The 12761-nt window shown below is 36.5% G+C and carries 13 protein-coding genes; 9 read left to right on the top strand and 4 right to left on the bottom strand.

The genetic code is table 11. From position 1 onward, the window contains the following. Positions 1–364 precede the first annotated feature (364 nt). Both ACQKMV_RS08295 and ACQKMV_RS08290 read left to right on the top strand, forming a co-directional pair. Positions 365–1912, top strand: a complete 1548-nt coding sequence (locus ACQKMV_RS08295; protein ID WP_427503340.1) for a fatty acid--CoA ligase family protein — start codon at positions 365–367, stop codon at positions 1910–1912. A 473-nt stretch (positions 1913–2385) separates the two neighbouring features. Next, positions 2386–3033, top strand: coding sequence for a VTT domain-containing protein (locus ACQKMV_RS08290; RefSeq protein ID WP_427503387.1), 648 nt, complete (start codon positions 2386–2388; stop codon positions 3031–3033). A 139-nt stretch (positions 3034–3172) separates the two neighbouring features. Here the strand turns inward: ACQKMV_RS08290 and ACQKMV_RS08285 are convergent, their stop codons facing one another. The 4 genes from ACQKMV_RS08285 to ACQKMV_RS08270 are packed head-to-tail and all read right to left on the bottom strand — an operon-like array spanning position 3173 to position 5850. Next, complete coding sequence (locus tag ACQKMV_RS08285; protein WP_427503339.1) at positions 3173–3874, bottom strand: hypothetical protein; 702 nt, start codon at positions 3872–3874, stop codon at positions 3173–3175. Further along, positions 3871–4602, bottom strand: coding sequence for a hypothetical protein (locus ACQKMV_RS08280; protein ID WP_427503338.1), 732 nt, complete (start codon positions 4600–4602; stop codon positions 3871–3873). Before ACQKMV_RS08280 ends, ACQKMV_RS08285 begins: the two co-directional genes overlap by 4 nt. Then, a complete protein-coding gene (locus ACQKMV_RS08275; RefSeq protein ID WP_427503337.1) occupies positions 4586–5479 on the bottom strand; it encodes an ATP-binding cassette domain-containing protein in 894 nt (297 codons plus the stop codon). Before ACQKMV_RS08275 ends, ACQKMV_RS08280 begins: the two co-directional genes overlap by 17 nt. Further along, positions 5476–5850: a GntR family transcriptional regulator gene (locus tag ACQKMV_RS08270; protein ID WP_427425860.1), complete on the bottom strand. Its 375-nt coding sequence runs from the start codon at positions 5848–5850 to the stop codon at positions 5476–5478. The genes ACQKMV_RS08275 and ACQKMV_RS08270 overlap by 4 nt, the downstream gene beginning before the upstream one ends. Positions 5851–6401: 551 nt before the next feature. Between ACQKMV_RS08270 and ACQKMV_RS08265 the strand changes: the two genes are divergently transcribed. From ACQKMV_RS08265 to ACQKMV_RS08235, 7 genes are all read left to right on the top strand, one after another. Next, positions 6402–7631, top strand: a complete 1230-nt coding sequence (locus ACQKMV_RS08265) for an EAL and HDOD domain-containing protein (RefSeq protein ID WP_427503336.1) — start codon at positions 6402–6404, stop codon at positions 7629–7631. A gap of 317 nt (positions 7632–7948) precedes the next feature. After that, positions 7949–8791 (top strand): YitT family protein, encoded by an 843-nt coding sequence (locus ACQKMV_RS08260; protein WP_427503335.1) that lies wholly within the window; start codon positions 7949–7951, stop codon positions 8789–8791. Between the two features lie 52 nt (positions 8792–8843). Then, positions 8844–9164 (top strand): cytochrome c551, encoded by a 321-nt coding sequence (cccB, locus tag ACQKMV_RS08255; protein WP_427503334.1) that lies wholly within the window; start codon positions 8844–8846, stop codon positions 9162–9164. A gap of 261 nt (positions 9165–9425) precedes the next feature. Continuing rightward, a complete protein-coding gene (hprK, locus tag ACQKMV_RS08250) occupies positions 9426–10361 on the top strand; it encodes an HPr(Ser) kinase/phosphatase (protein WP_427425864.1) in 936 nt (311 codons plus the stop codon). 246 nt (positions 10362–10607) lie between these two features. Continuing rightward, positions 10608–11429, top strand: coding sequence for a prolipoprotein diacylglyceryl transferase (gene lgt / locus ACQKMV_RS08245; protein WP_427503332.1), 822 nt, complete (start codon positions 10608–10610; stop codon positions 11427–11429). 12 nt (positions 11430–11441) lie between these two features. Then, on the top strand, positions 11442–12083 hold the full coding sequence (gene ppaX, locus ACQKMV_RS08240) for a pyrophosphatase PpaX (protein ID WP_427503331.1): 642 nt from the start codon (positions 11442–11444) through the stop codon (positions 12081–12083). Positions 12084–12087: 4 nt separating this feature from the next. Continuing rightward, positions 12088–12630 (top strand): acyltransferase, encoded by a 543-nt coding sequence (locus tag ACQKMV_RS08235; protein WP_427425867.1) that lies wholly within the window; start codon positions 12088–12090, stop codon positions 12628–12630. Positions 12631–12761 lie beyond the last annotated feature (131 nt).

The following is a 12761-nucleotide window of genomic DNA, read 5'->3' as shown; positions in this document are numbered from 1 at the left end:
GTTGTCTTTTAGATATATTTCTTATATAATATTACTGAATAATGATTCATTTTATCTTCATTCAGTAGTAGACTCCCACCTCTGAGGTGGTGAGATGGATTTGGGTGTGATTCCTTTTTTTTAGGGATGTCCATACATCTACTGAATGAAGATAAAGCCTCCGGCGGATGTCACGGATTTTAAAAGGAATGAATAAAGGATGTTAGCCTAAAGCCTTCGCATCCTGCGAAAACGGCTAACTGACCTGCATCGTGCAGGCCTAAACACAATTCAAAATCCGGACGCATTGTTTATCTGCGCGAAAGCAAAGCGTCAGCGGCAATTACGCCAAGGCGAAATTGATACGATAAAGGGGATGGTGTAATTGAATTTAGTTTCAAGTGTTCGTCAACAAGCATTAGAGCAACCGGATAAAATTGCGTATCATTTTATGGGGAAAAATACGACGTACGGTGAATTTGAACACACAGTTGGTCGCTTTGCGAAGGGGTTAGCAGATTTAGGGGTAGAAAAAGGGGACCATGTGGCGTTTTTACTCGGCAATACACCACATTATTTAATTGCGTTATATGCAACAATGCGTTTAGGGGCAACGGCAATTCCAATTAATCCAATCTATACACCAGATGAAATTTCGTATATTTTGCATAATGGTGATGTAAAAGCTGTTATTGCACTTGACGCACTTCTTCCATTAGTAGAAATGGGTGTACATGCTTTTCCAAAAGTAAAAACATTTGTTATTTGTGAAACAACAGCAGATGTTGCTGAAAAAGTAACTACTTTATCCGAAGAGGCAAAGGCAAAAATCCATTTATTTTCACAAGTAATCGCTAGTGCATCTGACTCTCTCCAACCAGTAGAAGTAGCTGACGATGATAATGCAATTATTTTATATACTTCAGGAACGACCGGTACTCCAAAGGGTGCAATGTTGACTCATGGAAATATCTATTCCAATGCACGAGATGTTGCGCATTATTTGGGCTATAAAGCAGAAGATCGTATTATTGCGACATTACCAGTTTTCCATGTATTCGCGTTAACTGTCGTTGCCAATGCACCTTTATTGAGAGGAGCAACGATTTTACTTGTACCACGTTTTAGTCCAACTGAAATCTTTAAAATAACAAAGGAACAAAAAGCAACAGTCTTCGCTGGTGTGCCAACTATGTATAACTTCTTGTATCAATTACCTGAAGGCAACCCTGAAGATTTCTCATCCATACGTTTAGCAATTTCAGGTGGCGCGTCTTTACCTGTAGCACTATTACATAATTTCGAAAAGAAATTTAATGTGCGTGTTTCAGAGGGCTTTGGCTTATCAGAGGCTTCACCAGTAACGTGCTTTAATCCATTGGATCGTGACCGTAAGGCAGGTTCTATTGGGACATCCATTTCCAATGTTGAAAATAAGGTAGTGGATGCAAATGGACAAGAAGTGCCCATTGGCGAAGTAGGAGAGCTAATTGTACGAGGACCTAATGTTATGAAGGGCTATTATAAATTACCGGAAGAAACAGCGATGGCTATACGTGATGGCTGGTTATACACAGGGGACTTAGCAAAAATGGACGACGAAGGGTACTTTTACATCGTTGACCGTAAAAAAGATATGATTATTGTAGGAGGATATAACGTCTATCCAAGAGAGGTAGAAGAAGTACTCTTTGCTCATGATAACATCGTTGAAGCGGCAGTTGTAGGTTACCCAGACCCTAACTTAGGTGAGGCAGTTCATGCATATGTTGTCTTAAAAGATGCAGATGCAACATCAACTGAAGACCTTCTCGCATACTGTGCAAAGCATATGGTGAAATACAAGGTTCCTAAAGTAATTGAGATTATAGATGAATTACCTAAAAATACGACAGGAAAAATTTTGCGCCGTTCATTAAAAGAAAAAGTATAAGAAACAGTAGCTACTATTGAAAAATAGTAGCTTTTTTTATACCGCATAAATGAACAGTTAGACTCACATTTCAAGATTTAAGAGAAGCAATAAATGTAAGTGGGAGATTAACTGCCCGTAAAAGTTCAATTGATTAGGGGACAGGTGGTTATTCACACAAACGTTTTCAAAGAATATGAAATTTTAGCTTGTGTTCTTCTAATGAGGGACGAGGAATACCCACTAATTGAAGTTTCACTGTAGGCCAATATTACAGCAATGTAAAAAAGCACGGTGACTTATTTAAATAAGTTGAGTGTAGATGTCTGGAAGTGATAAAATCAAACTTGTGAAATCTACATACTTTTCACAGGCTTGTCATATAGTGAGGGAGAAGTAACACCAATAATTGTAAAGAAGAATGGAACCCTTTGGTGTCTAGCTACGTCAAAGCCTATAGAAAATTTAATTGAAAGAGAGCATATGGAAAAATGATAGAACTCATCAAGGAGTTAATTAATTTTATTATGCATATTGACGTGCATTTAGAGGAAATCATTCATAAATTCGGAAATTTGAGTTATTTCGTTCTGTTTGCAATTGTTTTTGTTGAAACAGGTGTCGTAATTTTCCCATTCCTTCCAGGTGATTCATTGCTTTTTGCAAGTGGTACATTAGCAGCAGCAATGGGCGCATTTGATATGTGGATATTAATTCCAGTGTTTTTGGCAGCTGCGATATTAGGGGATACGATGAATTATCATATTGGTCATAAAGTGGGAACGTCTATTCCACCAAAGAGCTTCCTTGGTAGAGTCGTTAAAAAAGAACGTATGGAAGCAGCAGAAAAGTTCTTTAATAAACACGGTGGAAAAACGATTGTCATCGCACGTTTTATGCCTTTCATCCGTACATTCATACCATTTGTTGCAGGGGCTAGTAAAATGAAGTATAGCTACTTCATTATGTATAATGTTTTAGGTGCAGTGTTATGGGTACTCAGCTGTACATTACTAGGTTATTTCTTTGGTAATATTCCAATTATTAAAGATAACTTCTCAACGGTTCTTATATTAATTATCTTGCTTTCAGTTGTCCCAGCTGTAGTTGGTGCTATTAAAGCAAAAGCAAGTGGAAAATAAAAAAAGACAGTCCAAATGTGATAAAAAAATCACTTAGGACTGTCCTTTTTTTTGCTCATCATCATAACATTAACACATATATTGCATACGTATTTTCGAATGTCATACCTAAACATCTGTGTGTGATTATCCATTTTATCTATTCTATATATTGAACAAGACCCTGGGAATCTTCTAGAACCGTACTTCGTGGTAAATCGATAACTATGACACTTGAATAAGAATAGTCCATTGTATATGGTTCACGTTCTATCCCACGATTCATATCTAAAATACCTAATGTTGCATTTATACGATAATAATTTACTTGTTCTTGTAAAGATCCAATAAATAACTGGTTTTCTGCCACGTATACGTTAGGTAACGGTACTTCGTTTGAAACATCAATACCTTCTATAATGAAAGGAAATTGATAATAGGTAACAAGAGCTTTCCCAGATTCAATACTATCATTATAACGTTGTCGAATCTTCAAGCTTAAATTGTCATCATTTATAACAACAGGTAAAGTATTTCCTTCAAAGTTAATTTCCCATGTTTTCTTTTTATAGTCCTCGGTTAAATAGGAAGAATTGTATTCTTGATCATACTTTTGGATTTGATCGAACTTTTTCTCAACTTGTTTAATTTCAGAACGAGAGAGTACTGGTATTGTTGATTCTGAAAAAAAACTAATGTATAGGAAGGCAGTAAGTCCAAGTGCGATATAACTAATAATAGCAATCATAATACGTTTAGGTGTCCAAATATTTTTAGCTTTTTTACCTAATTTACTTAGTAGTAGAAAAATAGCAACTACGAATAGTAGTGGAATAAAAAATAAGAAAAATGTCGTTATCATTTGCGAGACACCTCCGATTTATCTGCAATCCAAATAGTGAGGCTAAAACATAGTAAAGCTACAAGCAAATAAATAACACTAATCATAAGATTGGATAACATTATGATTGGCAGAAGGTTAATAGACCCTGGTGACATAAAAATTAATATGAGGCCTAACAACATAAACATAGATACAAATATTTTTATAATTACTGGCCCCTTGTAACTGGTGCCTAGTAGTAAGCCGATTGCGCCAAATAAACAGATGCTACTGAAACATAATAGTAATGTTGAAGGTGAAATAAATAGATTTTCTATAACAAAAGATTTCTTTTCCACTAAAGAAATTCCTAATACTACTTGTAAATAGTAAGTCGAAATCATAATGATGACTGCAATAAAACTGTAAATAATCATGACAATTATATTTGCAATGGCGCTTGATGTCCGACTAGAAATAACAGATAAATCATCAGTACGATACGCTTTTGTTGTAAAGAGAAGTGCTACAATAAATGCCCAAACTGCTGTAACAATAAGAAACGTATCGATTGAGTAAATAGAGAATTGAATATTTAAATTTCCCCGCCCATGACCAGTAGATGCATTTCCAGAGCCAGATGTTAAAACTCCAAAAATGATTTGTACAATAACTAAAGAACTAAGGGCGGAAATATATAATTTTGCTTTCCATTTCACCTGTTTTTGTACAATTGTTTTAAGTGAAATATTAGTCAAAGATTGCATCAATATCACGTCCTTTTCTACTTGTTAAATACTTGCAGACTTCACTTGCGGTAAGGGACGATATCGTAATGCCTTTTGTTCGAAGTGTTTCTTCTGAGACGAATAGTTTACTAGCATCTACAATTGCTGAGGTCATCCCTGTTACAATCTTTTGAGCGTACACTTCCATCTCAGAGAGTAAATCTGCAAGTGCATCACTTGGTCCGCTAAGTGATATGAGCTGTTCCTTAAATTCATCTAATGGTGCATGTGCAATGACAGAGCCATCATCTATTAGTAAAATTTCTTCTAAAATAGATTCCATCTCTTGCAAATGGTGGCTAGTAATTAAAAATGTTCGTGGAAAGGCAAGGTACTCCTTTAAAATCGCCCTGTAAAAATCTGTACGAATCACTTCGTCCATACCATTCATCGGTTCGTCTAAAATCGTTAGTGCGCAGCGACTTACTAATCCGTAAACAAGGTTAAAGGTTGCTAATTGCCCCTTAGATAGTTGCTGATGCTTTGCTGTGAGATCTATACCCGCATAATCGAGCATGCGATAAGCTAGCTCATTTTGCCAATTAGGATAAAAATCGGCCCCCATCTTTAAAATATCTTCGAGTGACAAGTAATCAGAGAAGCTTAATCGATCATCGATAAAAATCATGTTGGCAGCAGTTTGAATATTATTAAAGGGATTTTCATTAAACACTTTGCATGACCCACTTGTAGGCTTTAGATAGCCTGCAAAAATATTAAGTAAAGTCGACTTACCAGCACCGTTGCGACCAATAATACCGATAATTTTCTCTGCATCAATAGCGCAGGTTACTTGCTGAAGTGCATGACGACGTCCAAAGCTTTTAGATAACTCCTCACATTGAATAATATTCATTCCAACCCCTCCTGTGTTTTTCGAATAAGCACTAGCAATTCTTCATCAGATACAAGTAAACGTTTTGCCTCTAATACGATCTCTTGCGCCATTTTCGTCAATATTTCGTTTCGACGTTTCATTAAAATTCGTTCCTTTGCATCCGTAGAGACAAACATACCTAACCCCCGTTTTTTATATAAAAGTTGTTCTTCAAGTAAGATTGTCAGCCCTTTACCAGCAGTAGCAGGATTTATATTAAATAATTCAGCTAGCTGGTATTGTGAATAGACCTTCTCGTCCGCCTGTAATCGTTCGGCAATGATTTCGTGCTGTAGCCATTCGGCAATTTGAATATAAATAGGTGTTGTACCATCTAGATGAACGAGCATCGAAAAACCCCCTTTCAGTCCTATGTAACATAGTGCATTAGTGTTGTAATGTACTATAAATCAAAATTTGGAAAATGTCCATATAAAATGGAATTTCCGAATAAGTCGACTCGAGAAATTTTTTGGAAGGATTGAGCGAAAAAAGGTCATTCTGAGAAAGGAATAAATAATATATGTGGCGAAGCATAGGAGAAAGGTATTTGTGTAGGTAATAAATTTTCTTAGTTTATTACCTAAAGTTAGAGATTGTACTTTGTGTATAGCATGAGGAAAAGTTGATTGGAGTGAATGCTTGGCGACTCCTTGGAAATCAGTGTTACGGATGACCAATATCCTACCGCTGCAGCTACGCTTTTGCACAGAAACTAATTGTTGCCCCGACGCCTTCAGAAGCACTCAGGCAGAATGGAAATCGATTCTATGTTATGGTGATGTGCCATTTTCTTGTATATAATGCTGATTATTGTTAGAAATTTTTAGACGGAAGCAGAGAGTAATGAAAGATGCTATAATATTAATTACTAGAAAATGGAGAAATGGGGGGCGACGAAATGAAAGTATTTATCGGCAGACAACCTATTTTTAACCTTCATGAACAAATCGTTGCGTATGAATTATTATATCGTAGCAAAAACGTGAATGCTTTTCCGATGGTTGATTCAGATGCTGCAACAATTGATGTACTAGTAAACTCATTTCTTTCAATTGGCATTGAAGAGGTAACAAAAGGCAAACCTAGTTTTGTTAATTTTACAGAAAACTTGCTTAAGAGTCCCTTAAATGAATATTTAAATCCATCGCAAGTTGTTATTGAGATTTTAGAGGACGTCCCACTTACACCTCAGTTAGTAGAGAGAGTCATTGAGCTGAAATCATATGGGTTTAAAATTGCATTAGATGATTTTGTTTTGGATAATGAGGTACAAGTTTATGATGAGTTATTTGCTTATATCGATTTTATAAAAGTTGACTTTTTATTGTCACCGTTACTTGAGCGAATGGAAATTGAAAATAAAGTGAAAGAAAATTTCCCTCACATAAAATTGCTCGCAGAGAAGGTTGAGACACGTAATCAATTTGAAGTGGCAAAGCATTCTGGTTATGAATTATTTCAAGGCTATTTTTTTGAACAACCTCAAATAATTACAGCGACCGATATACCAGCTAATACTATTCAATATTTTTGTATTATTGCATTATTAAAAGAAGAGGAACCTAATGTTCAGTTATTAGCTGAAAATATTGAGCGTGATATTTCATTAACGTATAAGTTATTGCAAATGGTTAATAATTCAGAGATGCGATCTAAATCCAAGGTTCGTTCGATAAAACAAGCGATTTTATTGCTCGGCGTTTCAAATTTACGAAAGTGGATTTATTTATTGGCGATGCGAGAAATTGATGTGAATGCAGATACTGATCTTTTTAAAGAAGTCATGTGTACATCGTTATTTAGAGCAAAAGTATGTGAGAAATTAGCCAAGCTTTCCTATAAGAAAAACTTCTCTGAATATTTTTTAGTTGGGATGTTTTCTTTGATAGACACTTTGTTGCAAAGACCGCTGATGGCTATTTTACAGCAGCTACCTTTTTCAGAAGACATAACAGAAACGATTTTAGGTAATCAAACTGAGATGACACCTTATTTGGAATTCAGTATTGCGCTAGGCAAGTTAGATTGGTCTACTTTAGAAAATTTAGCTCCTCAGCTCAATATTGATTTAACAAAAATCGATCTTTTATACAATGAAGCAATGGAGTGGGCAGAAAAATCTTTATAAACAAGGATTTGATCTAAAATGTCCTATAGTGGAAATTACAGTTAAGTATATATTTTAGTGAAAAGCCAAAAATAAGCTATCTTAAAATTCTTTTTAAGGTAGCTTATTTTTTATGTTTTATACATTATTGGGCTCATCATTTATAGTAGTGGATGACATTTGTTGAAACTTATGAAATCAACCCCACATTATGATAATGAACAAAATTATAAAAATACATATTCCCTTCATCAAGACGAAGTTCTCAATGCGAAAACTATTTGCTATAATCATCTCGTCTTAAAAAAATTCTGATAGTTAAAGTGGGCGTGGGGGAAATGAATCATGATGTAAGGGAAGGCATTGTGGAGTATGTGTACGTCATAGTAGGAGCGGCAATTATTGCTATTGGCTTTAATGTATTTTTATTACCAAATCAAGTAGCTTCTGGCGGAGTAAGCGGGATTAGTACAATTTTACACGGTTTATTTGGTTGGAATCCTGGTTTTGTACAATATGCATTCAATATTCCATTATTTATTGCAGGTGTATTATTCCTTGGAAAAAAGTTCGGGATAAAGTCATTTATTGGAACAGTGACATTACCGTTTATTGTATTATTAACGAACGGATGGGGGCCTTGGACAGATAATCCTTTACTCGGTGCACTTTTTGGGGGAATTGTTGTCGGTTTAGGAATAGGACTTGTCTTTAAAGGGAATGCTTCTACTGGTGGCACTGATTTACTAGCGCAAATTATTACAAAGTATACCGGATTATCGCTTGGTACAAGTGTACTATTAATTGATGGGATTATCGCAATTAGTGCAGCAATTGTTTTTGACTTAGAGAAAGGTTTATATGCTCTAATTGGACTTTATGTCACTACAAAAACGATTGATATTATTCAGCTCGGCTTTAGTCAGTCTAAAATGATTTACATTATTACGATGAAACAAGATGAGGTACGTGATGCCATTTATGCCGAGATCAATCGAGGAGTGACAAAGTTGCCTGCAATAGGTGGCTATACAGGGGAAGCACGACCAGTACTTATGGTTGTTGTTTACCAAACAGAGTTCACAAAGCTGAAACAACTCATTAAAAACGTTGATCCATCAGCGTTTGTTATCGTTTCTAATGCTTATGAGGTGTTAGGTGAAGGTTTCAAACGTGCATAATTTTGGTATAATGTCAGAGAAAGATACTTATTTACTTTGAGGAGGGGCCCTAATGAAAAAGGCAATGTTAACATTAGCGATTGGTTCAGCAATATTCTTAGCTGCTTGTGGCGGAGGTAAAACATCAACAACTGAAGGTACTAAAACAACTACTCCAAATGGCGAAACAATTGCTATGAAATCTTGTATTACTTGCCATGGTGGCGAGCTACAAGGCCAAGGAAATGCACCAAAAATTAGCGATGTAGGCTCTCGTTTATCAGAAAAAGAAATTTTGAATGTTATTGAAAATGGTAAAAATGCAATGCCTGCTGGTATTGTTAAAGATGGAGATGCAGAAGCAGTTGCCAAATGGTTGGCTACTCAAAAATAAAATGATAATGAAACTAGCGGGCTGGAGTACCGCTAGTTTTTTATATTTTGCAGAATTTTTTAGTCAAACTAACAGAGTGTAAATACATTTCTTTTATACATAGACATGCTAAAATAAGGTGAAACTGCAATCAGAATGGCTGATTGCTAGTTTAACCAATCGGAGTTTACAGACAATTAATGGCCACGATAAGTGGAAATTTACTGACTGTTTACGCGGGATAAAACATATTCAATTCCTTTGAATGGAGGCTACTAAACATTGGTCGTAGTATTAACAAGAGATGTTATGGAGAAATTTAAGTTAGAACTATTAGCTGGTGAGGAAGGAATAGGAAGAACGATTGTTACTAGTGATATTTCAAGACCGGGGCTCGAGATGGCGGGATATTTTACGCATTATCCTGCAAATCGAGTACAATTGCTTGGAAAAACAGAGCTTTCTTTTTTTGAAATGCTACCTGCAAATGTGAAACTGGAGCGGATGCGTCTACTGTGTTCGCAGGATACCCCAGCTATTATTATTTCTCGCGATTTAGAGGTACCTGAGGAACTTTTACAGGCGTCCAATGAAAAGCATGTTCCTGTATTTAAAACACACATGACAACAACAAAATTTTCGAGTAGACTAACAAACTATTTAGAAGGTCGCTTAGCACCAATGACTGCTGCTCACGGAGTTTTAGTTGATGTATACGGCATCGGTGTACTTATCATAGGAAAAAGTGGTGTAGGGAAAAGTGAAACAGCACTTGAGCTTGTCAAGAAGGGGCACCGTTTAGTGGCTGATGATTGTGTGGAGATTCGTCAGGAATCAGAGAATTTTTTAATTGGTAGTCCACCACCTCTTTTAGAACATTTACTCGAAATTCGAGGCATTGGTATTATCGATATTATGACACTCTTTGGGGCAAGTGCGGTACGGCCGTACAAACGGATCACATTAATTATCGAGTTGGAAATATGGGATCCAGAAAAAGTATATGATCGTTTAGGTTTAGAGGAAGAGAAAATGAAAATCATTGATACTGAATTAACAAAGTTAACGATTCCTGTAAGACCTGGACGCAATGTATCTGTTATTATTGAAGTAGCAGCAATGAATTATCGTTTGAAAAAGATGGGCGTTAATGCAGCCGAGGAATTTTCAAGACGATTAGATGAGGTGATCTCATCAACGGATGAGTTAGACGACTAATCGTTTTTAACTTCTTTCAGCGGGTATCCAAACATCCGCTGAAATAAAGGAACTCAGTCTAAGAACGCCACGTCCTGTGGCAATTTAACTGTGCGAAAGCGAAGCGACAGCAACATGGTTTTAACTGTGCGAAAGCGAAGCGACAGCAACATGGTTTTAACTGTGCGAAAGCGAAGCGACAGCAACATGGTTTTAACTGTGCGTAAGTTTTGCAAGTGCAATGAATTGATTTGAGAGGAGAACAAGATGGACTTGTTATTATTAGAAATTAATCCGATCGCTTTCCACTTAGGACCTATCCCAGTTCGTTGGTATGGGTTACTAATTGTATCGGGTATTATTTTAGCTTATTTTGTGGGACAAAGAGAGGCCGTTAAGAGAGGCTTACCCGAGGAATTTCTTGCGGATTTATTACTATGGGCTGTTCCTATATCCATAGTATGCGCACGTATTTACTATGTATCGATGCGTTGGGATTATTATAGTGAAAACCCAGGGATGATTATTCAAATCTGGAATGGTGGTATCGCTATTCATGGTGCACTTATTGGTGCATTTTTGACAGCTTACATATTCACTCGTAGAAGAAATATAAGCTTTTTACGAGTAGCGGATATTGCGGCACCGAGTATTTTAATTGGACAAATAATTGGCCGATGGGGAAATTTTATGAACCAGGAGGCTTATGGTGGTCCGGTATCACGCGAATTTTTAGAAAATCTAAGGCTGCCGGATTGGATTATTAATCAAATGTATATTGAAGAATTAGGAACATATGTACATCCTACTTTTTTATATGAGTCCGTCTGGAACTTCATTGGGCTAATTATTTTATTAGTATTACGCAAAGTAAATTTAAATCGTGGTGAAATATTCTTCAGCTATATAATTTGGTATTCAATTGGTCGCTTCTATATAGAAGGTATGCGTACAGATAGCTTATATTTAGTAGGAGATTTACGCTCAGCTCAGGTTGTTTCGATAATAGGTATTGTAGTGGGTCTTGGTGCGATCATTTACCGACGTATAAAAGTAAAACCAGCAGTGAAGTATTTAGATGATAAATAAGGGGTGCAAAGCATGGCTGTAAAGGCATTACTATTTGATTTTGATGGCACATTACTCAATACAAATGATTTAATCATTCAAACATTTATGCATGTTTTAAATGAACGATTTCCCGGGCAATATTCGCCAAAAGATTGCTTGAAATTCCTTGGGCCGTCCTTAAAACAGACATTTAGTGACATTACTCCTGGTGAAGAGGACGCAATGATGGCAAAATATCGTGAATATAATGAACTACATCACGATGAGCTTGTCACTCAATATCCTGATGTTGTATCAACTTTAGAGCAATTAAAGGATATGGGTATCAAATTAGCGATTGTGTCTACAAAGCGTAATGGGATGATTGACCGTGGTCTATCTGTACTAGGCGCAAGTCATTTATTTGATATCCGTATTGGCACGGATGATGTGAAAAATGTAAAGCCTGATCCAGAGCCAGTTTTGCTTGCGCTTGAACGCCTCGGTGTAAACAAAGAAGACGCGATTATGATTGGTGATAATTCTCACGATATTGAGGCAGGACACAATGCTGGAGTTAGAGCGGCTGGTGTCGCATGGGCATTTAAAGGTGAGGAATACTTACAGCAATTCAAGCCGGAATATATGTTGCATCATATGACGGATTTATTTGAAATTGTGAAAGTGGGGTAAGTAAATGGCACGTAAAACAGAACGCTACCGTGTCGAAGGAGCAAACTCGCTTTGGAATATTTATGATACGGTGTCCTTTTGGAAGGTGATGAAGTGTTTCGTTGTCATTCAAATTGGACGCTTCACACCATTTTTACGTGTGAAAAACTGGTTGTATCGAACTTTGTTAAAAATGGAAATCGGTGAACAAACTTCTATAGCTTTAATGGTTATGCCAGATACAATGTTTCCAGAACGTATTCATATCGGTGACAATACCGTTATAGGTTTCAATACGACTATTTTGGCGCATGAATACTTAATAGAGGAATATCGTCTTGGAGATGTTCATATTGGTAATGAAGTAATGGTTGGAGCCAATTCAACGATACTACCAGGTGTTACGATAGGTGACGGCGCGATTGTGTCAGCTGCAACCCTAGTCCATAAAGATGTGCCAGCAGGCTGTCTAGCAGGCGGTAACCCTATGCAAATTATCTATACAGCTGAACAGATGGCAGAGCGCAAACGCAATGAAGTAGTGGAATGGTGCACGCCTAAAAAATAATAATATCTACACTGTGCATGCTTTACTATGCACAGTGTTTTTTTTTTTTGGTGGAAATAATTGTAACAATGAAATTAAAGTATGACTCTCCGGCAAAACGAGGGGGTGACATGACATACGTTTTAAAAGAA

Source organism: Lysinibacillus sp. NPDC094403, assembly GCF_050278745.1.
In the GTDB taxonomy this organism is placed as follows: Bacteria; Bacillota; Bacilli; order Bacillales_A; family Planococcaceae; genus Lysinibacillus.
The sequence above is the reverse complement of the archived record's forward strand: the minus strand, read 5'-3'. Positions and strand labels throughout refer to the sequence as shown.

Coding starts and splice junctions, on each gene's coding strand:
- ACQKMV_RS08265 (WP_427503336.1), top strand. CDS start 6,402: ATGAAAGTATTTATCGGCAGACAACCTATTTTTAACCTTCATGAACAA.
- ppaX (WP_427503331.1), top strand. CDS start 11,442: ATGGCTGTAAAGGCATTACTATTTGATTTTGATGGCACATTACTCAAT.
- ACQKMV_RS08270 (WP_427425860.1), bottom strand. CDS start 5,850: ATGCTCGTTCATCTAGATGGTACAACACCTATTTATATTCAAATTGCC.
- lgt (WP_427503332.1), top strand. CDS start 10,608: ATGGACTTGTTATTATTAGAAATTAATCCGATCGCTTTCCACTTAGGA.
- ACQKMV_RS08235 (WP_427425867.1), top strand. CDS start 12,088: ATGGCACGTAAAACAGAACGCTACCGTGTCGAAGGAGCAAACTCGCTT.
- ACQKMV_RS08260 (WP_427503335.1), top strand. CDS start 7,949: ATGAATCATGATGTAAGGGAAGGCATTGTGGAGTATGTGTACGTCATA.
- ACQKMV_RS08280 (WP_427503338.1), bottom strand. CDS start 4,602: ATGCAATCTTTGACTAATATTTCACTTAAAACAATTGTACAAAAACAG.
- cccB (WP_427503334.1), top strand. CDS start 8,844: ATGAAAAAGGCAATGTTAACATTAGCGATTGGTTCAGCAATATTCTTA.
- ACQKMV_RS08275 (WP_427503337.1), bottom strand. CDS start 5,479: ATGAATATTATTCAATGTGAGGAGTTATCTAAAAGCTTTGGACGTCGT.
- ACQKMV_RS08285 (WP_427503339.1), bottom strand. CDS start 3,874: ATGATAACGACATTTTTCTTATTTTTTATTCCACTACTATTCGTAGTT.